The sequence below is a fragment of the Chitinophagales bacterium genome, assembly GCA_041392475.1.
GTDB lineage: Bacteria > Bacteroidota > Bacteroidia > Chitinophagales > UBA2359 > JAUHXA01.
The window spans coordinates 1,927,742-1,950,731 of record JAWKLZ010000002.1; the positions used below are offsets into that span (position 1 = coordinate 1,927,742).

Annotated in this window: 18 protein-coding genes; 9 read left to right on the forward strand and 9 right to left on the reverse strand. The window is 39.0% G+C overall.

Going from position 1 to position 22,990, the window contains the following annotated elements; all coding sequences use genetic code 11:
• The first annotated feature begins 67 nt into the window (after positions 1–67).
• From R3E32_21105 to R3E32_21125, 5 genes are all read left to right on the forward strand, one after another.
• Positions 68–307, forward strand: coding sequence for an acyl carrier protein (locus R3E32_21105; protein ID MEZ4887244.1), 240 nt, complete (start codon positions 68–70; stop codon positions 305–307).
• Positions 308–781: 474 nt separating this feature from the next.
• Positions 782–2,035, forward strand: a complete 1,254-nt coding sequence (gene fabF, locus R3E32_21110; protein ID MEZ4887245.1) for a beta-ketoacyl-ACP synthase II — start codon at positions 782–784, stop codon at positions 2,033–2,035.
• Positions 2,036–2,259: 224 nt separating this feature from the next.
• On the forward strand, positions 2,260–2,955 hold the full coding sequence (gene rnc / locus R3E32_21115) for a ribonuclease III (GenBank protein ID MEZ4887246.1): 696 nt from the start codon (positions 2,260–2,262) through the stop codon (positions 2,953–2,955).
• 637 nt (positions 2,956–3,592) lie between these two features.
• On the forward strand, positions 3,593–4,984 hold the full coding sequence (locus tag R3E32_21120; GenBank protein MEZ4887247.1) for an MBOAT family O-acyltransferase: 1,392 nt from the start codon (positions 3,593–3,595) through the stop codon (positions 4,982–4,984).
• A 59-nt stretch (positions 4,985–5,043) separates the two neighbouring features.
• Complete coding sequence (locus R3E32_21125) at positions 5,044–6,183, forward strand: hypothetical protein (GenBank protein ID MEZ4887248.1); 1,140 nt, start codon at positions 5,044–5,046, stop codon at positions 6,181–6,183.
• 100 nt (positions 6,184–6,283) lie between these two features.
• Here R3E32_21125 and R3E32_21130 read toward each other — a convergent pair whose 3' ends face one another.
• Positions 6,284–6,520 carry a hypothetical protein gene (locus R3E32_21130; protein ID MEZ4887249.1) on the reverse strand — a complete coding sequence of 79 codons (237 nt, stop codon included), beginning with the start codon at positions 6,518–6,520 and terminating at the stop codon, positions 6,284–6,286.
• Between the two features lie 1,146 nt (positions 6,521–7,666).
• On the opposite strand from R3E32_21130, the gene R3E32_21135 reads away from it, so the two are divergent.
• The gene (locus R3E32_21135) at positions 7,667–8,083 is read left to right on the forward strand and encodes a hypothetical protein (GenBank protein ID MEZ4887250.1); all 417 of its coding nucleotides are present in this window, start codon (positions 7,667–7,669) and stop codon (positions 8,081–8,083) included.
• Positions 8,084–8,281: 198 nt separating this feature from the next.
• Positions 8,282–9,964 (forward strand): alpha-glucosidase, encoded by a 1,683-nt coding sequence (locus R3E32_21140; GenBank protein ID MEZ4887251.1) that lies wholly within the window; start codon positions 8,282–8,284, stop codon positions 9,962–9,964.
• 66 nt (positions 9,965–10,030) lie between these two features.
• Here the strand turns inward: R3E32_21140 and R3E32_21145 are convergent, their stop codons facing one another.
• From R3E32_21145 to R3E32_21180, 8 genes are all read right to left on the reverse strand, one after another.
• Positions 10,031–11,326: a DUF5685 family protein gene (locus tag R3E32_21145; protein ID MEZ4887252.1), complete on the reverse strand. Its 1,296-nt coding sequence runs from the start codon at positions 11,324–11,326 to the stop codon at positions 10,031–10,033.
• A gap of 169 nt (positions 11,327–11,495) precedes the next feature.
• A complete protein-coding gene (locus R3E32_21150) occupies positions 11,496–12,233 on the reverse strand; it encodes a hypothetical protein (GenBank protein MEZ4887253.1) in 738 nt (245 codons plus the stop codon).
• An 18-nt stretch (positions 12,234–12,251) separates the two neighbouring features.
• On the reverse strand, positions 12,252–14,303 hold the full coding sequence (locus tag R3E32_21155; protein ID MEZ4887254.1) for a VWA domain-containing protein: 2,052 nt from the start codon (positions 14,301–14,303) through the stop codon (positions 12,252–12,254).
• 478 nt (positions 14,304–14,781) lie between these two features.
• On the reverse strand, positions 14,782–17,208 hold the full coding sequence (locus R3E32_21160; protein MEZ4887255.1) for a 3'-5' exonuclease: 2,427 nt from the start codon (positions 17,206–17,208) through the stop codon (positions 14,782–14,784).
• A 16-nt stretch (positions 17,209–17,224) separates the two neighbouring features.
• The gene (locus R3E32_21165) at positions 17,225–18,943 is read right to left on the reverse strand and encodes an AAA family ATPase (GenBank protein MEZ4887256.1); all 1,719 of its coding nucleotides are present in this window, start codon (positions 18,941–18,943) and stop codon (positions 17,225–17,227) included.
• Between the two features lie 86 nt (positions 18,944–19,029).
• A complete protein-coding gene (locus R3E32_21170; GenBank protein ID MEZ4887257.1) occupies positions 19,030–19,455 on the reverse strand; it encodes a hypothetical protein in 426 nt (141 codons plus the stop codon).
• Between the two features lie 51 nt (positions 19,456–19,506).
• On the reverse strand, positions 19,507–21,150 hold the full coding sequence (locus R3E32_21175; GenBank protein MEZ4887258.1) for a glutamate synthase-related protein: 1,644 nt from the start codon (positions 21,148–21,150) through the stop codon (positions 19,507–19,509).
• Positions 21,151–21,254: 104 nt separating this feature from the next.
• Positions 21,255–21,860: a Uma2 family endonuclease gene (locus R3E32_21180; GenBank protein MEZ4887259.1), complete on the reverse strand. Its 606-nt coding sequence runs from the start codon at positions 21,858–21,860 to the stop codon at positions 21,255–21,257.
• A gap of 82 nt (positions 21,861–21,942) precedes the next feature.
• Between R3E32_21180 and R3E32_21185 the strand changes: the two genes are divergently transcribed.
• Both R3E32_21185 and R3E32_21190 read left to right on the forward strand, forming a co-directional pair.
• Positions 21,943–22,428 carry a LuxR C-terminal-related transcriptional regulator gene (locus R3E32_21185; GenBank protein MEZ4887260.1) on the forward strand — a complete coding sequence of 162 codons (486 nt, stop codon included), beginning with the start codon at positions 21,943–21,945 and terminating at the stop codon, positions 22,426–22,428.
• Positions 22,429–22,552: 124 nt separating this feature from the next.
• Positions 22,553–22,939 (forward strand): hypothetical protein, encoded by a 387-nt coding sequence (locus R3E32_21190; GenBank protein ID MEZ4887261.1) that lies wholly within the window; start codon positions 22,553–22,555, stop codon positions 22,937–22,939.
• Positions 22,940–22,990 lie beyond the last annotated feature (51 nt).

Here is a 22,990-nt window from a genome sequence, read left to right on the forward strand (position 1 = left end):
AAGAAAATTTCTACCTTTGCAGCTACAAAAATTTAATACAAATCTTCACATTAAAAAAAGTTGAATTATGTCTGATATTAAATCAAAAGTAACTGCTATTATCGTTGAAAAGTTGGGGGTAGAGGAAGTTGACGTTACACCTGAGGCGAACTTTATCAACGATTTAGGTGCAGATTCCTTGGATACAGTAGAGTTGATTATGGAATTTGAAAAAGAATTCGATATCTCTATTCCTGATGAAGATGCAGAAAAAATCACAACTGTTAAAGAGGCCATTGATTACCTACAAGCTAATGCAGAAGAGTAAGATAAGAGAACGTGGAAGAAAAAAAGATTAAGTCATTAGCTGGTTCAACAAACCTAATGAAAAAGGAAAAATAACTTTACATTGAAAGGGGAAGGAATCTAAAAAAATGTAAAGTTATTTTTTCATCATTATCAATCATATTGTAACTTGTAGTTTGTATATTTTCAGAGAATCTTTTTTATCAAAAAAACAATATTCTCTGAAAAGCATTGCAGAAAAGTGACGAAGACCTTGGTTGTTTGGTTCGAAATTAAATAAGCATTAATTGTCAAAAAATAATTAGTATTCAACTTCCAAAGTTTACAATCATAACAGATATAATGGTTGTCTTGAAATACGTTTTTTGCAAGATTAAGTGATAAGCAATCGTTATTTTTAGTAATAAAAATTCACAATTTTTTGTTTATTAGTGTATTACCAACTTATATTTACTACTTACCTCCCCTAATGAACCACATAAAATAAATTCCTATTATGCAATTAAAGCGAGTTGTAGTCACAGGTATAGGAGCATTAACTCCAATTGGCAATACTGCTGAAATATTTTGGCAAGGACTGGTAAATGGAGTTAGTGGTAGCGATTTTATCACCCGTTTTGATACAACGAATTTTAAAACCAAGTTTGCCTGTGAAATCAAGAATTTCGATATCCAAGATTATATGGATAGAAGAGCAGCTCGGCGCTTAGACCCATTCACACAATATGCACTCATCGCTTCTGATGAAGCAGTTGTAGATGCCAACCTTAATGATGAAGGAATTGACAAAGATAGGGTTGGAGTGGTATGGTGTTCGGGTATTGGTGGTTTGCTAACCTTTCAAGAGTCGGTAATGGAATATGCTGAAGGAGGAGGCAACAATCCTCGCTTTAATCCATTTTTCATTCCAAAAATGATTCTGGACATTGCAGCAGGACATATTTCCATAAAGCACGGCTATAGAGGTCCGAACTATGCTGTGGTATCTGCTTGTGCTTCTTCTACAAATGGACTTATTAGTGCCTACAATTGTATTCAATTGGGCAAGGCTGATGCAATCGTAGTAGGTGGCTCGGAAGCTGCTGTGACCGAAGCGGGTATTGGAGGTTTCAATGCCATGAAAGCAATGTCACAAAGAAATGATGATCCAAAAACAGCTTCACGTCCTTTCGACTTGGATAGAGATGGATTTGTATTGGGTGAAGGAGCTGCAGCTATTGTTTTGGAGGAATACGAACATGCCAAAAATCGTGGTGCAAAAATATATGCAGAGGTTGCTGGAGGTGGAATGTCAGCAGATGCCTATCACGTTACTGCTCCTCATCCCGAGGGTTTGGGGGCAAAAAATGTAATGAAAAATGCCTTGGACGATGCAGGAATGGATGTAACAGACATTGACTATATCAATGTTCATGGTACTTCTACTCCTCTTGGAGATGTCAGCGAAGCGAAGGCGATACAAGTGCTTTTTGGCGAACATGCTTACAACCTCAATATTAGTTCTACCAAATCTATGACAGGGCATCTGCTCGGAGCAGCAGGAGCAGCAGAAGCATTGGCATGTATTTTATCTGTTTACCATGATACTATACCTCCTACAATCAATCATTTTACAGATGACCCAGCATTTGACCCTAAGTTGAATTTTACATTCAACAAAGCTCAAAAACGTACTGTTAGAGCAGCTTTGAGCAATACTTTTGGTTTTGGTGGTCACAATGCTTCCATTATCTTCAAAAAAATGATGTAAGCCAATAAGAATAAAGGGATTTTATTTTTCTCCCAAAAAATATACCTTACCCCATACAACTCTACTCATACAATACTAAATAAGGCACGGCAAAAGACAAGGAAAGACAACGATGAATTAAGTAACATATCACAGATTTTTTACTATTCTTGATGTGTTGCTATTACAAGTATCAAACGAGTGAAAGGTTTGTGAAAAAAATTAGAAAGTTTATTAATCTATACGTGTCTCCTCATAGAAAGTTAACCAAACAACTACGAGGTTTATTAGGGTTTACACCTGCTAATTTATCGGTATTTCGATTGGCTTTTAAGCACAGTTCTCGTTCTTCAGATGCCTATACCAGTAATGAACGTCTCGAATATTTGGGGGATGCCATTTTAGATTCTGTTATTTCAGATTACCTCTTCAAAAAATATCCCAAGCGAGGAGAAGGCTTCTTGACAGAAATGCGTTCCAAAATTGTGAACCGACAACGACTCGGAGAAATAGGAGATCAACTCTCTCTACAAGATTTTTTGGATTACGACAAAGGCTACGTTCGAGTCAATGGCACAATTCTCGGAAACGCATTAGAGGCTCTTATTGGGGCTATATACCTTGATGCAGGCTATAAAAAAACCAAGCAATTTGTCTTCAAAAAAATGTTGTCTGCTTTTATCAATCTAGATGACCTTCAAAATGCAGACATCAATTACAAGAGTCGACTTTTTGAATGGGCTCAAAAGTATGATTATGAATTGGAGTTCAAAGTATTGGAGGAAAAGAAAAAAGGGAATATTAGAATATTTGTTGTAGGAGCATTTGTAGAAGGTACAATGCAAGGTGTAGGAGAGGGGCGCAACAAAAAGTCCGCTCAAAAACAAGCCGCAAAAGTAGTTTACGATAAGAAAAATGTAGGTGACGATTTGGTTAAATAAAAAAACAGTTGCCATTTACAAATAACAACTGTTTTTGACCTCTAAATTTGCATAAATTCATGGCACTCAATATTTCCATTAAGCTACTTTTACTTACTTCAAAATGCGCATATCTTTTTAATTTTCAATTAGTTTTGATGTGGATGGGTAAAATTTGACCTCCCATCCGTTACGTTTTTCATGCCTTTTCAGTTTTCATGGGAATAGTTTGAGTATGTCTTACAATTTTCATAAGGTTCAAATAATATGCCACAAACGAACCCTTTTTTAAAATAATTCGTTCAGCGCATAAACTAGAGTAGTGTTTTTGCAGTAAGAAAATGTATAAAAAATTTCAATAATTATAAATAATTGACCTCCAAAATAATTGACTTCTTTTCTCTTCAGTTTAGTACTATTATCGGCTAGTAAAATAATTTCATATCTTTACGAGAGTAATTTTTATTGCAACATTCTTGCTAATTATGCATTGTTTTTCTTTTTTTCACATAAAAAAAATCACCCGAAAATATACTGACATTAGAATCTAAAAATTTAGATTTTTTGAACCAATTTAAATACATTCCCGTCTGAATTTTCCACCATAGAAATATGATACTCCTCCATAATTCCATATTTTGTGTATCAATATTTTTATATGATTTTCACCTCTTTCACTTATATCTATTTTCTCACTGGTTTTTTTATACTCTATTGGACAATAAGGAATAAAACGGCTCAAAATATCCTAACCTTAGTAGGCAGTTACCTATTCTATGGATGGATACATCCTTGGTTTTGTATTTTGATTGCAAGTTCTACGCTAGTAGATTATTTCTGTGGCCTACAAATGCAAAAACATCCTAAAAAAAAGAAACTGTATCTGTACGCCAGTTTATGGTTTAATTTGGGATTGTTGGGCTTTTTCAAGTATTTCAATTTTTTTGCCGAAAATATTCATATTATTCTCACCCAATTGGGTTTACAACTTGACCCGTTTTTGCTTCAAATATTCCTGCCCATAGGTATTTCTTTCTATACCTTTCAAACGTTAAGCTATACCATTGACATCTATCGAGGACAACTCAAGCCTCGCAAAAACCTTTTGGATTTCGCTGTTTTCGTATCCTTTTTTCCGCAACTTGTCGCAGGCCCTATTGAACGAGCCAAGCGTTTTTTGCCGAAAATAGAGAATGAGCGGGTATTCAATTGGACATTTTTTACATCTGCATTTCCTTTGCTAATTAGAGGTTATGTAAAAAAAATGGTCATTGCCGATAATATAGCCGTCTATGTAGATAAAGTGTTTATGCTCGAAGAACCTACTTTTATGTTGATGATGGCAGGAGGATTGGCTTTTAGCATCCAAATTTATGCTGATTTTGCTGCCTACACAGACATCGCAAGAGGGTCTGCTAGACTGCTTGGTTTTGAATTGGTCAAAAACTTCAATGCGCCATCCCTCGCCATATCTCCCACTGATTTTTGGAAGCGTTGGCATATTTCTCTCACCTCTTGGATCAACGATTATGTTTTCTTCACCTTCGTTCGGTGGCTGCCTATACGCAGAAGAATCAAGTTTGGAGTGATTTCCATTCTTACTATGGGAATATGCGGTCTATGGCATGGTGCCGCATGGAATTTTATATGGTGGGGAATTTTTCATGGTTTGTTGATTGTTTTGTATGCTTACTTGGGAATGGGAGGAAGGTGGAAACCGATAGGAGTGCTTCAAACTTTTACGGCATGGAGCGTAATGTTTTCGCTCAATGTTTTTAGTGCTTTGTTGTTCCGAACACCCAATATGACATGGTTAGCCAGTGCTTTTAGCACTATTTCGTTTGATTTCAACGGTGATTCTTTCATTGTCGCACTGGTCATTGTATGTTTTACCCTCATCTATGCTCTCCCATTTTATGTGTATGCTTTTTTAGAAAAAATTGCACCAACAAAGAAATGGGTACATGCCATCGTTGACGGGCTTTCAGTAGTCTTAATAGCATTGATGTTTCGAGAAGCATCAGGTGATTTTATTTATTTCCAATTTTGATTGTTCACAAGAATAATGTAGGGATTATCTTCAATTATTAAATCAAAATAGAGGTACAAATGAAGAATTTAGACACAAAAGAAGCAGAACAAAAATTCGCATTAAAAAATGATATCGTACAGACAATCATTTATCTATCTATTGTTGTAGGAGTGATGTTTCTTGTTAATCTATTTTCGGGGCCTTTAAATCCAAATATCGTTGAACACCATTACACTTGGGACCCCAAGACCTATGGTTTGGCAGTTGAACCACTGAAAAAAAATATCACTAAGCAAAAGCCAGATTTAATATTGTTAGGCAATTCACAATTAAGACACAGTATTGATTCAAAAAAGTTTATAGAATTGACGAATGTTCCCACTATTAGGATTTTCTTTGGGGGGTCGGGACCTGCTTGGTGGTATTTAGTGATGAAAAATGTAATAGATAAGGCAAAGCATAAACCTAAAAAAATAGCAATATTTTTTTCTGATAATATGCTGACCGATACAGAAAGAGGCGTAAAAGGACGACACCAACTTGTTGCAGACATGATGACAGTAGCGGAAGAGCCTCTATTGGATTGGCTCTCTTTTTTAGAAGGAATGACAAAGGAAGAATATTTTATGAACTCGCATTGGAGTACTTTTCAAAAACGAAATAAGTTTAAAACAGGATTTGAAATACAAACAAAAGAGATTTTAGGTAAAACCCTTTTGGGAATGGAAAAAGAAGAAATAGATATAGCTATTGACAATGTATTTGATTATGACAAAATGGACAAATCATTGTTTAACAATCGTTTTCAAATAGAAATAGACACTGAATCTGATTTAGAGAAGAAGGCACTCAATTTTGACGAGAAACTTCCAAATAGCTATTTACCCGAGATTGTTAGATATGCAAACCAAAATGAAATTCAGCTAATTTTTGTGCGTGCCCCAAAAAGAAGCGATTTGGAAGGAATACCCGAGTCTATTGAAATGATACAGTACATTTCAGACCTACAAAAATATTGTGAAGAACAAAATATCTTATTATTGGATTTTTCTAAAAACACACAGCTTTCTCTCTCCCACTTCAATGACAATGTTCACCTCAACAAAGAAGGACAAAAAATCTTCACCCAAATATTTGCCGACGAAATAGAACCCTACGTTCAGGATATAAAAAAGCCCGAAAAAATCACTCGAAAATACAGTGATATCGGAATCTAAGGCACAAGGAAAAATAAGTCTTACTATACAAAAACGTCCAATTGAAAAAAAAATCAATTGGGCGTTTGAATTTATGTTTATTTATATGGTAAATAGCATTTTATGATTGTTCGTCCGCCGAAGGTCCATAAGTAGCAGGAACAGGCACATCCAACAACCGAAGATACACCCCCAACTGTGCTCGGTGATGCGGCAACTGTCCCATTCCACCCGTTCTCAGCGCATTGTATTTCGGTAATTCCATCAGTGTATGGCCTCCATGAGTCATTTTCCACATTTTTGAATAATCGGTATCCGAAGCATTCCGCAAAGAAGCAATCGCTTTCTTTTGTACCATTATACCGAGATTGACATACAGTAGTGAGTTGTTGATGGCTCACAATTTGAACAAGTGCCTCTCCTCGTTTTTCTCCCTCCAAAATACTCCCTTGTAATTCTTTTCCATCACCTGAAAACCAAACTTTCTCGCAGTGAGTCAATACCATTCCATAGTAGCTAAAAAGCAAATCCTCAAAGGCTGTTACATTTACTTTTTGTAAAACTACTGGCAAATGAGAGTGAGAAATAACCCCCTGATAGCCAACGCCTAAAAACAAACATAAAGACTCGTTTTTATTCTTCATACTACGATGAATACTCGATAAATTCCCATCACGATTACTCAGTAAACTTAGTGTCAAGCCTAGTAAGATATACGCTAAGTCATGACTCTTGCCACGATTATCACGTAAATCTAATCCTTTACAAGTTTGTAATTCTTCATAAAATGTCTTTTCTTGTGCTACTATGTGAGTCATCATTCTTGGCTTTTTGATTGTCGAATTTCAAATATAAGCCTTTTTTGATACTCACATTTTTTTTTATAAGAATGCCCTTTTGTGTACTATGAACAGTCAAAACAGAAGCCAATATTTGGTTAAAGGCGGAGTTTTTTTCTTGTGGGAGGTGAACTGGAGTTTGGGATTTCGTAGAAATCTTGCTTGGAATCTTAAATAAATAAAGCCCTACCTACATTCCTCCAATGCAGATAGGACTCCTACTTCTTTCGTCCAAAGTCCATAACTGATAGTATATATTCTACGTTTCGTTCATATTTCACAGGACATTGAAAATCAAATTTAATACTAATTAAAAATCTATCAATTGATATAAAAATAATTTCTTAGTAATTTGATTTTTATTTTATTATAAAAAAGTTATCGAAATGTAGGATATATATTAGCGAGACCAAGAATCGCAACTCCATTCGTATAATCACTGAATAGTGCGCCAAACCTATGAACTTCTACAATTTTCATTTTTTTTGTTTGCAGTTTTTTGACGAATAGGTGATATTTGTAGGCAGCACCACATATTCACTCTTTAAATCATTTTTATCATTCATTAAACTTCAATTAAAACCATGAGGATTTTTAATTTATTGATTCTTTGTTTGCTATGCTGTACATCAATCTTTGCTCAAGACAAAAGCCGAGCGGCCCAAATGATACAAACCATTGAAAAAGAAGGATGGGACAAAGAAGAATTTTTGGGGAATTTTGAAAAAGACCTTATAGAGGCTTCTACAAACAATAAGGAAATTAGCATATCCGAAGTACATATAGATCGTAGCACCGGTCTGATAAGTGCAACTGTAAAGAATGCTAAGGGAAAAGAACAGGCTATGAAAGGAATTGAATTATTGACGAAACTTCACGATAGTTCTTCACAAACAGCTTCTCTAAGACATGGTAGTAGTTTTCTTCCAGGCTGGTTGTGTTGGCTTCTAGGATGTGATGATAACGAGACCACGACAGTAGGCCCTCCAGTAGAGGACGACATGACTCCCGATCAAAAAAGAGATTTGGACAATCGACGGGCTATTCAGGGACTTCCTCCTTTGTTTGCAGGTCAATATTAAAAGGAAAAATATTGTTAGAAAATAAATAAAACAACTCGATATCAATTATTTAACCTTGCCTGTGTTCATTTGTATGAATACAAGCAAGGTTTTTTTATGTCTATCAATATCAAATTCACAAAACAGATTGCCTACATTTGTGTAACCAATTTCCCACCCTAAAGCACTTACATTCTAAAAACTCAAAATACTAAAACTATGGCAATCACAAAAAAATGGTGGAAAGAAGCAGTTATATACCAAATCTATCCACGCAGCTTCAAAGACAGCAATGGCGACGGCATCGGTGACCTCAGAGGCATCATCAACAAACTGGACTACCTCAAAAACTTAGGCGTAGATGTACTATGGTTGAGTCCTATTTACCAATCTCCCAACGATGACAATGGCTACGATATCAGTGACTACTACAATATCATGACCGACTTCGGAAACATGGACGACTTCAACGAAATGCTCGAAGGCATTCACCAAAGAGGCATGAAACTATTGATGGATTTGGTCGTCAATCACAGTTCGGACGAACACCAATGGTTCACCGAATCCCGCAAATCCAAAGACAATCCTTACCGAGATTACTACTATTGGCAACCTGCAAAGGCAGACGGCAGCAAGCCCAACAACTGGAAATCTTTTTTTGGAGGTGATGCATGGGAATACGATGAGCAAACAGGCGAATACTACCTTCACCTTTTCACCAAAAAACAACCCGACCTCAATTGGGAAAATCCCAAAGTACGTCAAGAAGTCTATTCCATCATGCGCTATTGGCTCGATAAAGGTGTGGACGGTTTCCGCATGGATGTTATTCCGTTTATTTCCAAACGATTGCCATTTGAAGAAGTGGACACTCGCAAAACCTTCAATGATGTAGCCATCAACACCTATGCAAATGGCCCTCGATTGCATGAGTTTTTGCAAGAAATGGTGCGTGAGAGTATCAGCCATTACGATGTAATGACCGTTGGAGAAGGCATTGGAGTGACTCCCGAAAATGGTTTGCTCTATGTGGGTGAAGATAGGAAGGAACTGAATATGGTTTTTCACTTTGAACATATGCTAATTGACCACGGCAAAGGTGGTAAATTCGATATCGTTGATTTTCAATTGACGGATTTGAAGCGGGGATTTTCGGTGTGGGACGAAGCTTTGGGAGAAAAAGGCTGGGTCAATGTATATCTTGACAACCATGACTTTCCACGCATGGTGTCTCGTTTTGGAAATGATGGCAAATACCACAAAGAATCTGCAAAACTGCTCGCAACCTTGCTATTGACCCTTCGAGGTACGCCTTGTATCTATCAAGGTTCGGAAATCGGTATGACCAATGTGGCGTTTCCTTCCATTGAAGACTATCGAGATGTCGAAACCCTCAATTTTTACCAAGAAGCAAAGGAAAGAGGGGAGGATATGGATGCTTTTTTGAAAGCCGTTCACATTCAAGGTCGTGACAATGTGCGAACTCCCGTGCAATGGTCGGACAAAGCACATGCAGGTTTTACGATAGGCAAACCGTGGATAAAAGCAAATCCAAATTATACCCACATCAACGCCAAAGCAGTCTTGGAAGACGAAAATTCGATATGGCACTACTACCAGCAGATGCTTCAATTTCGCAAAATAAATAGCAATGTGTTGGTATATGGTGATTATGAGGTGATTGATGAACCCAACCAACAAGTGTATGCTTACCAGCGTTCTATTGAAGGAAAAGTCATGATGGTAGTATTGAATTTCACAAGTGAACATGTTGCTTTTGAAGTGCCTTATGCCGTTGCCGACCTTCAATTTTTGAAGGGAAACTATATTGGCGAAATCAAAGGTGAAGAAGGTAATACATTGGATTTGCGGCCTTGGGAAGCGAGAATTTATACCTTTTAGTAATTCCAATAAAATAGCTTTCCATTAAGTAGCCCATGAATTCATTTGTGAGCTACTTTCTAAAAGCTACTTTCTGAAAAAATGTAAATAGCTGGTTTTGAGTGTGTCTGATGGTTCTTTGAAGTCGTTTGGAGGAGGAGAATTGGGTTCACAGCACTTTCCACATTTGCAGCCGTTGCAATTGCCACAACAATCATTGCAGCCATCGCAGCAACTATTGCAGCCTCCACAGCAGCCATCGCAATTTTTACCACAACTTCCACAAGAATTATTGCAGCCACTACAACATTCATTGCAGTTTCCACAACAACCATTGCAGCCTTTTCCACAACCGTCGCAGCAACCGCCTCCACTTTTGCAACAGCTGCCACATGCATCACAAGGGCATTTCCCCGCCATATAGGATAAATTGTCACTTTGATCTGCTACACAGTTGCAGCCATCGACTGCTGCATTGCCACAATCTTGATGGGCAACTTGCAGTCCGCCAATAAATCTGGTAGTTTCGGCTAAAAAAGCAGGACGTTTTTGTTGGATTTGGCGGTCTATGTTTCGGAAAGATTGTTGCATAGCCACCTTGAAGGAATCTGCAATGATGCCTTCTTTTGAAAGAGTAGATAATTGTTCTAAACAATCTATTTTCAATCGATTGCAAATTTGCAGATAGTGGTAATAGGCTTCTGCAAGGCTAATTTTTTCTTGTTCTGAGCGAAATACAATGGGATTGTGTTGATTTTGCAGCATATCATCGTCTAAGTCAATCAAATGGTCTGCAATGGCGATCAACTGACCACTAAGTTCAAACAAGACAGAGATTTCTTTCAATTGAACATCGTCCAGAACTGTTTGTGTGCCTACTTCCAATACTACGTGGCGAGAAAGTAAACCCGAATATTCCCGTACTTTTTCTTCGTCTTTGCTGTTAGTTTTGGTCAGAAAAAGATATTCTTCAATGACTTGTCGGAAATCTTCGCTGATTTGCGGGAGTGTTTGTTCCACCTTTCGATGAAGCATTTTGCGGAGATATTTTTTGTAGAGCTTAGGTTGATCGGTTTCCCAATCTACCACTTTTATCCATCCCAATAGGACGGATAGTTTTGCAGCAACATCAATGGCGGGATGGCTGGCGGCGGAATTTTTTTGGGTGAAAGCTGCTGCTGGGCAAGGTGTTTCTTCAGCAGTTGCTTCATAATAAGGCTGTAAAGCGAGCAATACGAGCGTTAATTCATTGTTGATAAACAGACTATACGGCAAACTGTACTGCTGTCGCAAACTAGCGCAAATCGAACAGTAAAGGGTGCGATAGGCTACTTTATTGGCGGTTTCGAGGCTGCAAAGAGAAGGTTTTAGGTGTCCAAGCATTGGCACAAAGTTTGGTTCTTTTTCGTGAATATAATCAAAACGATGCAGACTTGAAACTGTTTACCCAAACAATTGATTTAGAACTACTACTTAGTCTATGAAGTTGAGGTTCATATCAATTTTTATACTTAAAAGCTGATTAAAGACTCGCTAATCAGCTTTATCTCTATTACCTCCACAAATTCATACTCATACTTGCGCCAGAAACATTGTCTCGAAATGCGCCTGTAATGTTGCTGCCATCTGGTGAAATGGTCATACTTGCTACGCCATTTGTACCAAACATAGTGACATAGTTCACCTGAATTTTTCGGTTAGAGAGCGTTCCTGAACCTTCTGCCGACACAATCAATTGACCATACGCATTGACACTGTGTTCTTGAAACGAAATACTGCTTCCATTTTGATTGAAAACGTAAGATGCACCCGTATTGCTGTCTCGCCAAGTGCCAGATACGTTGACGCCTGAACCCCCATAACTGCCACCATAATCATCGTAAGGCTCGCCGTGGTATTCATCTTCTTCGAAGTCATCCACTGCATCACGCACCATTTTTTCGATGTTTTGTTTGGAGGGCGTACTTTTACCTTTCTCCTTTTTCACATCCTTCACAATTTCGCGCACTGTAGCCTCTACCTTTTTTGGGTCACTGTTATTTCCAGCACTTTCCTCCTTCAATACCTTTCGCACCATTTCTTCCACATCCGCTGTTTGCGAACTGCCAGTCAGATTTTGGCCTACTGGTTCGACTTGTTCAGTTTCTGCTTTCTCCTTGTTTTTGTCGCCAATCAATCCTACTTGGTGCAAGACGGTTATCAAACCTACCGCAGCTGTAATCAGCGTGGCAGTAGCCGTCATGATGCCAGGGAGAGTTTGAAAAAACGATTTGTTGCTATCTTCTGCCATAAGTTTAAAGGTCTTTTTTTAGGTTAGACGATGGTATTCATAAATTTCCTTGCCGTTCTGTCGGCTAATCTCCAATTTTTCCGCATTGCTCAAACGCATATCCTTCTTTCCAGGGTTGTCCAAGGGAAAACCAGAAATATACATTTTATCGTTTTGAGAGTTGGCTGCAATCAAAATATGGCTACAACGTGCACCCGCTTTGAAGGTGACACTGCCAACTGTGCGTTTTTCGGGAATATACGGCACAAAATAACGGTTGAAAAAGCTTGTTGGAAGTGGATAACTCTTGGGCTTTCGGGTCATCACTCGGTTTTGTTTACTCACAATTATTTCCGTACCACTGCAAAATCTCGGTTTGCGTATAATTCCAATGATGTAAATTAACAACAACAAACCAATAATGGTTGCTATCACCAACCACCCACATTTTTCCCAAAACGAAACATCTTCAATCTCTACCTCAATGGTCAATTTGCCCCGTTCGGTAATGATTAAATTTGGATTGGTGGACTTCAATTGTATCTGCAATTGGTCTTTTCCTGTCTTAGTAAAACACGCACAAATAAAAGTTGTTGGGCGCAAATACATTTTTCCATCTCGTTTTTCCACTTCAATGCCAATATTCACATCATTGACTACTTCCATATACATATCCTCCAATTCCTTTGCAGTAGGCTCTCTCGGAGCATCATTTTCCACAATGATTTGAGGCGTAATCACGATTTGATTCCCCTTATCCATTGCCGTTACCTTTGCCTTCAATGCCTGTTGGTCTGCTTGTATAAACGCTTTTGGGCGAGGGCAATTGTCTTTGGTAACAATCAAAACCCGGCTTTGGAAATTGAAGTAACCCGAAAACTCCGCTGCAACGGACACTACCAATCGCTCACCTTTGAAGGGTACATCCGCAAAAAACGCACCTGTTTTTTCATCCAACTTCATGCGAATCTTTTGCTGCGTTGTTTCGTCAATAAACACCACATTGCTTTTCTTCAGTACCTCTATATCGAGTAGCTTGTTGTTGAAATCCACCAGTTTTGCGCCAATCTCCAATGTTTGCACCGTATCACAAACCACATATTGATTGCCCCGTTGTGAACGAGTAGGGCTATTGAGCATGATTTCGAGTTTTGCAGCTACTTCTGGTAGAATCTTGATTTTGCTGGCATCAATTGAAGTATTGAAGCCCAATTCTATTTTTCCTTTTGGAATCACCTGACCCTTTTGCGCCGCTTCAATATGGTTGATTAGGCCTGTCATGGTGTAAACACCCCTCGCTTTTTGGGCTTCAAAAGGTTCACCCAAGCGCAAATTGCTGCTTTCTGATTTGGCGGATATCAAGCGGGGCAACTGTGCATTCGTTTCTGCATCTTGCTGCAAAACGATTACCCGCTTCAAAGGCACAGGTGATTCCCATTCGATGGTTTTGTCTTTGGGCTGAATCGTGATACCGCTTCCAGAAAGGGTCATAATTCCCGCTGCAATTTCTTCCATCTGCTTGATAATCTGCTCAAAACTACCTTGTGTGCGAAGTGTTTTATTGGGGGTTTGGCTGTTTTCGAGGTAAGCGTCCAAGACACTTTGAATGGTGCTGACATTGAGGAAAAAGATACGTGTGCCTGTTTGTTCCACAAGGGTCCGCAAATCATCAGGATATTTGAGGGCAAAGTCTATGTCGGTAATCCCTCCATCCGAAAGTATAATCAATGTTTTGGAGGATTTGCTGCTTTTGTTCAACTGTTCTTTGGCATAAATTGCTGCTTCAAAGGGCGTGTTACCAGCATTGCAGTCGTAGCTTTTGCGGGCTGCTTGCATGGCATTTTTTTTATTGTTCAAATCTATTTTGTCCTCTCGGGCAGGCAACATTCGATAGACGGACAATTCATCTTCGGGATGCAACAAGCCCATCATTACCTGCAATGCGTAGTTAATTCCTTCGCATTGACCTGCTTGTGTCATGCTGCCCGAATTGTCATACACAATGGCTACGGCTCTGTCTTGAGCATTGAGGGATAGCGCATTGAAGGCTATGAGAAGACTGAAGATTAGCGAATTTTTGAGCAATTTCATAGATGTTTTTAGAGCCAAAGGTTTTTTTTAAGAAACGTTTGTAAATATAAAAAAAATCTCTTGAAGTTTTGATTTTGTGTTTGGGTGTTTTGATGTGTCTGGGTCTTTAGGTATTAAAATTTTGAGGTCATAATGTGTTTTGGACTTTGGGCGAAAGAAGTGAGTGGCGGAACGTAAAAAATTAACAATGAGTTTATTATGATTTTTTGGCTATCTAACAATTTGAATCTTTTTTAGCGGCTAAAAAAAAATGATGGGTTTTTATAATCCAAATCTAAGGAAAAAAGCACAAATATCGCTTCAAAAAATTGGGTAGGGCATCGTTTTATTTTTGGGAGTTTTTGAGGATTTAGATTGAGTCTATGTCCAAAATAAGACTTTGTTGCATGTATTTCTGCAATGTGCAGATATATAATGTAAAATTTGGTACAGTTAAATCTTAGTACTTTAGCCTGCTTAAATTGAAACCAACACTGCGTTATCCCACCACCATCAACTTCGCAAACTTCAACATAATCTTCTTCTCCCCATGGTGTTCAAACTCAATCAATGCAATCGGCTTATCTGCCGCCCCTTCTACTTTTAGAACCTCACCCATCCCAAAGCGCAGGTGCAAAATCGTAGAACCCTCTTTAATCAAGGGAATAGGACTCGCTTTGAAGTTCTTGATCAATTCAGCAGGAGGCTGATATTGTTTCAGTTGTTGCTCACGGCGGCGTTTTTCCGCACTTCTGACATTGTTACCAATACTGTCTTTGAAGCTATCGTAAGCATTTGAAGACCCAAAACTTCTTTCTTGCACAGACGGTTTGCCGCCCAACATTTCCAGATGCAGAGGGGATATTTCTTCCACAAATCGGCTTTTTTCAGAATAGACCAAGTTGCCGAATTTGTAGCGACAGTTGGCATAGGATAGCGACAACTGTTTTTCAGCGCGGGTAATCGCCACATAAAACAGACGGCGTTCTTCTTCAATATCACTCTGCGTTTTGCTCCGCTTTGAAGGAAACAACTCCTCCTCCAAACCCACAATATACACCGCAGGAAATTCCAAACCCTTTGCCGAATGCACCGTCATCATTTTTACCTTATTGTCACTATCTTCCTCGTTTTCATCCATGTCTGTCAGCAAACTCACCTCTTGCAGATATGCTCCAAGGCTGCTATCAGCTGCTGCAAAACTGCCATCAGGTTGCTCAACTGCTTCCTCCTTTTTGGAATCTGTAAACTCTTTGATGCTGTTGAATAATTCTTGTATATTCTCTTGACGACTAATGCCTTCTACTGATTTATCCGAATGTAATTCCTTGTTCAGACCACTCATGCGTCCGATGCGTTGTGCCAATGCAAAAGCATCCTCTTTCTGCACATGCTTCATAAACAGCCGAATCATGTTCACAAAAGCCCCAACACCCGTTTTCACCCTCGGCGAAAACTGATAAAGGTGAATGTTAGAAGCGATTTCCCAAAGTGGCTTCTGTTCGGCAGCCGCAAAAGCCGCCATTTTATCCGTCGTTGTTTTGCCGATGCCCCGTTTCGGATAGTTGATAACCCTTCGCAATGCTTCCTCATCGTTGTTATTGACGGTCAAACGCAAATAGGCCATCATGTCCTTGATTTCTTTTCGCTGGAAAAACGACAGACCGCCATACACCCGATACGGGATGTTTTGCTTTCGCAGTGCCTCCTCAAACAAGCGAGATTGTGCATTGGTGCGGTACAAAATCGCAAAATCCTCATTCCTAAAATGGTTCCGCAGCCTTGTCTCAAAAATAGATCCTGCCACCATTTTGGCTTCGTCCGTATCATTTGCCGCTTCAATCAGTTTGATTTTGTCACCATCGTCATTTGAAGTCCATATCTCTTTGGTAATCTGATTTTTGTTGTGATTGATTACCTCATTTGCAGTTCGCACAATCGCTTTGGTAGAACGGTAGTTTTGTTCCAATCGGAAGGTTTTGACATTTTTGTAGTCTTTCTCAAAACTCAAAATATTTTCAATCGTTGCGCCCCGAAACGCATAAATGCTTTGGGCATCGTCGCCCACCACACAGATGTTTTTGTGCTTGCCCGCCAAAGTCCGAATAATCAGGTACTGCGCCAAATTCGTATCCTGAAACTCGTCCACCATCAAAAACTGAAACTTGTTTTGGTACTTTTCCAACACTTCGGGTAATCGCTTCAACAAGCCATACATATTCACCAACAAATCATCAAAATCCATCGCTCCTGCCTGCCTGCAACGCCGCAAATACCGTTCATACAATTCCGCAATTTGTGGCACATTGTTGTGTCGGTCGTTTTCCATCAAACCTGCATGAGCTTTGTAGGCTTGTGGACTAATCAGGTTGTTTTTGGCGTTGGAAATGCGGTTATAGACCACATTGGGTTTATAGATATCGGGATTGAGGTTTTGTTCTTTGACGATGTTTTTGAGGAGGTTTTTGCTGTCCTGTGTGTCGTAAATCGTAAAATTGGCAGGATAACCTAGCTTTTCGGCTTCAACCCTCAATATCCTCGCAAAAATGGAGTGAAACGTTCCCATCCACAATTGCCGAGCAGCATCTTGCCCCACTATTTTTTCGATACGCTCCTTCATTTCCCTTGCCGACTTGTTCGTAAAGGTCAGAGAAAGAATGCGATAAGGGGCAGTTCCTTTTTTGATGATGTGTGCAATGCGGTAGGTCAATACCCGTGTCTTACCCGAACCAGGCCCTGCAATCACCATCACAGGGCCTTCCATTTGTTCTACGGCTTGTCGCTGTACAGGATTGAGTTCATCGAGATAAGCAAACTCATTGACTGCTTGATTGTCATTGCCTTTTGGCTCGTCTGTCTGTTCTGTGTCGAAGAGGGTTTTCATTCGCCAAAGGTACAAAAGTAGAATGGAATTTATTCCTTTCAAGCACATTCTGATTTTTTCAATTTACCCTTTCTACCTTCAATTCATCCTTAATCACCACCACCGTCCATGCTTGCAAATTGCTCAAATCCTGCAATTTTTCAGAATCTGCAATGTAGTCCAATAACTGTTTTTTAGCAGCCTTTTGTTCAGCGTTGCAACGTTTGGCGTTTTCTTTTTTGAGGTACTTCAACTCAAAAATGTATTGGTGGTTGATTGGGACATTTGGGCGTTGCAGCAAAGATACATCCAAATAACCTGCGGGCGTTTCTCTTTCACTTTCGATGTAATAGGCATCGGTCATCATCATTTGTGCCATGATGATGAGTTTCACATATTTTTCATCAAAATTTTGGTAATCTCGATTCGCCAATTGATGCAATACTTCATGTACCAACTGAAAAAAAGGATGTGGATTTCCCTTCAATGCCATTTCTCGAACCGCATCCCTGATTTTACCCACCTTCATTTTGATTCCATCTCTCTCCTCCAATAACTCCCAAAAATACTTGATATACAGTTCCTGAACCACATAATTAGGTACTCGAAAAGTCACTTCTTTGGCCCATTTGCTCTCGATTGTGAGAAAGCCTTGGTAAAACAACAAACTCAAAAAATCATCTTGTGTAAACTTTCGAGCGAAGGTGAATTGAGCGGTAATGCTGCCTCTGACTTTTTTTTCTCTAACGATTTCCTTCAATGATTCATAATTTTCATCAGGCGTTTCGACCGTCAATAAACGCCTTACCTTGCTGTAATCACTAGAAATATTGGTGTCCAACATTTCATCGGGAGATTTCCCATAGGTCTGATAAGCAGAAAGATAATACAAAACCATATTGGGATTGTAGAGTTTGTTTGGAGCATCCTCATTGAATAAATAACCATTGTACCACTCTTTCATAAGTGGCAAAACCTTGTCCGTATCTTCCTTCCTACTTGGATTTGACAATTCAAACAACTCCTTCACGACTTCTTCTTTGAAGCCCATCATTTCCGCCATATTCAAATCCAGTGAAAGGTCGGTAGCAATATTGAAGCCACTTGTCATGCTGTCCAAAGTGATAGGGGTAATTCCTGTTGCAAAAAAACGGTCAACGACTCCCTGTTTTGTACCTTCTTTTATGGCTTCATAAAATTTTCGGACATAACCATCTTCACTCACTACCTTCTTGAATTCTTCCAATTGAAAAGCAATCAATTCATTGGCAAAATGGTCGTATTCATCAATCAGAACATACAATTTCTTGTCAGGTGCGTTCTTCAACATCAAAGTAACCACCTTTTCCATCACATCAGATGCTACATTTTTCCTGAGTGTTTCCTTGATTTCCGTGACACTAAAAAAAGAAGAATAGGTATTGAAGAACCGCTCGACTCCAGCTTTGACCCGTTCCAAAAATCCCTTTTCCGTATTTTCAGTTGTTTTGACGGTGATTTTGGTAAACTCAAAATCTATCACCATATATTGGTTAGCCGTTGAAGTAGGATGCTGCCCAATGTAGTAGTTTCCAAAAAGTTGTTGGAATTTATCTTTGTACTCTAAACCGTAATAATGTTGCAGAATAGAAATGAACAGGCTTTTTCCAAAACGGCGGGGTCGGAGATAAAAAAGATATTTTTTATCTGTGTTCTCCAATAGTTCAATATAATGAGTCTTGTCCACATAGTAATAATCCTGTGTGACCAAATCCTCAAAATTGCTGATGCTATGTGGTAGTTTTATTCCCTGATTCATTGCTTTTCTTTTCTCGAAGATACAATTTTTGAGTCGAAAAATAGAATGGAATGTATTCCGTTGAAGCACTTTCTAATTTCTTCAATTTATCCTTTCCACTCTCCTTCAATTTCACCCAATTCTATTAACTCATGTATCATTTCCTTGATTTCGAGCCAATCTATATTTTCGACAAACTCTTTGTATTTTTCTGTTGATTCAAGATACATCATAACGAACCACGCATCTAAGTCTCCAAAATGTGGGGAATTAGAGAGGTTGACCTCCACAGATTGTTGGTACTTCTTGTTGTAAAAACCACATTGTCCTCCATGAAAGTTGTAATTCCATCTTTTTGAAATCTGCCCCTTTCTTGGAATCAACTTATTTCCTCTCGAAATCAATTCTTCGTATTCCGATGGAATGGAAATGTCTAAATCGAATTTTCTGCCAAGCCTATACATAAGGTCTTTTCCTGCTATTCGGTACTCTTCAATGGCCTGTATCAAAAGAGTCTTGCTAATTTTGGTCACGATAAGATTTTTTCAGAATGTCATCAAATCAGAAATTTCAAACCCAATTATTCACTCAAAATTTACCCCAGCATACCCAATCCCACTCAATCGGTGCATATCATAACTAAAAGTCGAAAGGTCATTGAGGTTGAACTTCGCCACATCATCATAACCACAAGACCTCGCCACTACTTCAATCAAACCATTGGTAGCCAAAAAGAAATTCTGCAAACGTTTGGCAGACTTGTCAATCTCCAAACGAGCACGCAAATGGCCTTTTTGAGTTGCAATTCCGACAGGACAATTGTTGGTATGACAAGCCCTCATTCCCAAACAGCCAATCGCTTGAATCGCAGCATTCGACACTGCAATTGCATCCGCTCCCAACATCAAAGCCTTCACAAAATCATCCACAATCCGCAAACCACCCGTAATCACAAGCGTCACATCCGTTGCTCCAACTTTATCCAAATGCCGTCTTGCACGAGCCAAAGCGGGAATTGTAGGGACATTGATGTTGTTCCGCAAAACCGTTGGTGCAGCACCCGTTCCACCGCCTCGACCATCAAGGATGATGTAATCCACACCCACTGCCAGCGCAAAATCAATATCCGCTTCAATATGGCTTGCCGCAATTTTGAAGCCCACAGGAATACCACCTGTCAAATCTCGCACCTTTGCAGCGAAATCTTGGAAGTCTTCGAGGGTTTTAAGGTCGGTAAACGTTGCAGGACTGATAGCAGCTTCCCCTTCCTTCAATCCCCGCACTTCTGCAATTTCGGCAGATACTTTTTCGGCAGGCAAATGCCCACCTGTACCCGTTTTTGCACCCTGTCCACCTTTGAAGTGAAACGCCTGTGCTTTTTTTACCTTCTCCCAACTGAATCCAAAACGCCCCGAAGCATACTCATAAAAATAGCGTGAATTGCTTTCCTGTTCGGCAGGCAACATTCCACCTTCACCCGAACAAATACCCGTACCCGCCATTTCTGCCCCCTTCGATAAAGCAATTTTTGCCTCCCTCGAAAGCGCACCAAAAGACATATCCGACACAAATAGAGGAATCTCCAACACCAAAGGTTTCTTTGCTTTTTTGCCGATTACCACTTTGGTCGACACCTCTGCATCATCCAATAAAGGACGTGTTGCCAATTGAGCAGGTAGAAACTGAATATCGTCCCATTTCGGCAGGGTATTTCTATCGACACCCATTGAAGCACTTGGGCCATGATGTCCTGTTTTGGACAAGCCATTTTTCGCTAAGTTTTGGATATAACCTGTATGCGGTTCAGTGTTTTCGGGATGCGTATCCGCATACATTCCCAAATATTCGTCTCGATTGAAGGGTTGCGGATGCAGTTCTTCAAAGGCAATCACATCGGCTTTGTCCACATACAAATTTCCGTCTTTGACCACCGCCTTGAATTTGTGCAAAGCTTCCGAATTGTTGTATTCGCTCACTCCTGTATCCATTCGGTAGTCCCAATTGTGAACGCCACAAATCAAATTTTGTCCCTCAATGAAACCATCTGCCAACAACGCCCCTCTATGGTGACAACGCCCATACAATACCGAAACTTGCTCGTCAAATTTGATGATGACCAAATCGGTGTTTTCTACTAAAGCATAGGCAGGTTTACGGTCTTCTAAGTCGGTGGTTTTTGCAATTGAAGTGGGGGAAATGAGGTCATTGAAGGAAATCGTTGAAGACATAGTGCTTTGTTTGTTATTAAGGGTTTTGAGAAAAAGTAAGCGTGAAATTAAACAAAAAAGTCAATTGAGAAGGTTGGAAATGGACAAAAGGGGTTTTTTAGATACTACAATGAATCGGCATCCAATTCAAATTCAGGCAACACATCCTCTCCCAAAAGCTTTTCATCAAATCCCTGAACTTTCTCCAAAACAACTATTTCATCACTACTTTCTTCCTTCAATTTGGGCGAATAAACATACGTCTTTTTATCCTTCATATCCAAGAGCCAAGCCAAACGAGTTCCATTCAAGACATACTCTTTCATCTTCTCCTTCAATGTTTTGAGTGAATCTGTTTTGGAGCGAATTTCAATCACAAAATCAGGGCAAACAGGCGCAAATACTTTTTTGTCAACTTCTGCAATAGCTTCCCATTTTTCTTTTTCAATCCAAGAAACATCGGGTGAACGAACCGCACCATTTGGCAGTGTAAAACCTGTTGAAGAATCAAAGACATATCCCAGTTTATACTTCCGATTCCATATCCCTAAATCTATTAGAACCTCACTGTTATAGTGTCCTGTTTCAGAACCTGTTGGTGCCATAATGATAATTTCTTTATTCTGGTTGCGTTCAATTCTCAAATCACGATGTTGCACACAAAACTGAAAGAACAAATTATCTCCCATTCTATCAGGCAACATATCGGTTTTCAATGTTAAAGTATGCATAAATAAAATTTTATTTCAAATGTAATCATTTTTCCTATAATTTTGAAGTCTATTTTTTCAGCCTTATTTAAACCCTATTTCTATGTCTTTCTACCATAAACTCTTCCAGTTTTTCTATACCAAACAAAGTTGGTTGTTAGGAATCGTCATTAGTTGTTTTGCATTTGGAGCAGCACATTTTTATAGAGGAGGCGAGCGAGTGTATTGGATGTGGGAAAAGCATCCTTATGTTCCTTTAATTTTAACTGCAATAGGTACTTATGGAGCAATTTTATGGGTCAGGATTCACGAACAAAAATTGGAGGAATCTTTTGAGGCAAAAATTCAAACCCAAAAATCAGCACTACAAAACAAAATCGAAACCCTCACCAAACGCCAATTGGAGATTTTTTTACTCATTGCAGCAGGCAAAAGCAACAAAGAAATCGCCTCTGAACTCTTCATTGAGCAAAGTACGCTCAAATCTCACATCAATCAAATCTACAAAAATCTTGAAATCTCCAATCGCAAGCAAGCGATTCAGTTGGCGAAACAATTGGAGGTAAATCTCAAACAGACAAAGATTTAAATATCTTCTCCACCCTTTTTCAACCCCTTTCTCCACCTTTTTTGCATCCCATTTTATTGGAGACTATTGGATTCTTTGAGGCATATTGCAGCGAAATCAAATAACAGAATCTAAAATATCTCCAATGAAAAATTTACTTTTTAAAAACCGATTTTTTCTTTTTGCTGCAATCATACTTTTAACCGTTCTTCCATTGAGTTTTCAATTTTCGATACAAGAAGAAAAAACGCCCCTTACTTTTGTCTTCCTCCAAGATTTTCCAAAGATGGCTCTTTTTTTAGCAGGAATAGCAATCTTTTTGGCATTCACAACCTATTCGATATTTACCAACAGAGAGCAGTTTGGAATCATGGCTTTATTTTTTCTTGTTCCTCTCACTTGTGTATCAATAGGAGAGATGCCACTGACTTTTATTGCATGGGATTTTCAACCTGCAATTGGTTGGATGTATTGGGGAACGGGTTTGCTCCTATTCGCTTTAAAATCAAATTCTTCAGCCTTCTCAAAATAAATACAATTTATTTAGTTTTTCATAAAAAACACTATTTGCAGCCAATTGGTT

What these genes read in the sequence shown, in the direction of transcription:
- R3E32_21105 (MEZ4887244.1), top strand. Translation starts at nt 68, where the DNA reads ATGTCTGATATTAAATCAAAAGTAACTGCTATTATCGTTGAAAAGTTG.
- fabF (MEZ4887245.1), top strand. Translation starts at nt 782, where the DNA reads ATGCAATTAAAGCGAGTTGTAGTCACAGGTATAGGAGCATTAACTCCA.
- R3E32_21120 (MEZ4887247.1), top strand. Translation starts at nt 3,593, where the DNA reads ATGATTTTCACCTCTTTCACTTATATCTATTTTCTCACTGGTTTTTTT.
- R3E32_21125 (MEZ4887248.1), top strand. Translation starts at nt 5,044, where the DNA reads ATGAAGAATTTAGACACAAAAGAAGCAGAACAAAAATTCGCATTAAAA.
- R3E32_21130 (MEZ4887249.1), bottom strand. Translation starts at nt 6,520, where the DNA reads ATGGTACAAAAGAAAGCGATTGCTTCTTTGCGGAATGCTTCGGATACC.
- R3E32_21135 (MEZ4887250.1), top strand. Translation starts at nt 7,667, where the DNA reads ATGATACAAACCATTGAAAAAGAAGGATGGGACAAAGAAGAATTTTTG.
- R3E32_21140 (MEZ4887251.1), top strand. Translation starts at nt 8,282, where the DNA reads ATGGCAATCACAAAAAAATGGTGGAAAGAAGCAGTTATATACCAAATC.
- R3E32_21145 (MEZ4887252.1), bottom strand. Translation starts at nt 11,326, where the DNA reads ATGCTTGGACACCTAAAACCTTCTCTTTGCAGCCTCGAAACCGCCAAT.
- R3E32_21150 (MEZ4887253.1), bottom strand. Translation starts at nt 12,233, where the DNA reads ATGGCAGAAGATAGCAACAAATCGTTTTTTCAAACTCTCCCTGGCATC.
- R3E32_21155 (MEZ4887254.1), bottom strand. Translation starts at nt 14,303, where the DNA reads ATGAAATTGCTCAAAAATTCGCTAATCTTCAGTCTTCTCATAGCCTTC.
- R3E32_21165 (MEZ4887256.1), bottom strand. Translation starts at nt 18,943, where the DNA reads ATGAATCAGGGAATAAAACTACCACATAGCATCAGCAATTTTGAGGAT.
- R3E32_21175 (MEZ4887258.1), bottom strand. Translation starts at nt 21,150, where the DNA reads ATGTCTTCAACGATTTCCTTCAATGACCTCATTTCCCCCACTTCAATT.
- R3E32_21180 (MEZ4887259.1), bottom strand. Translation starts at nt 21,860, where the DNA reads ATGCATACTTTAACATTGAAAACCGATATGTTGCCTGATAGAATGGGA.
- R3E32_21185 (MEZ4887260.1), top strand. Translation starts at nt 21,943, where the DNA reads ATGTCTTTCTACCATAAACTCTTCCAGTTTTTCTATACCAAACAAAGT.
- R3E32_21190 (MEZ4887261.1), top strand. Translation starts at nt 22,553, where the DNA reads ATGAAAAATTTACTTTTTAAAAACCGATTTTTTCTTTTTGCTGCAATC.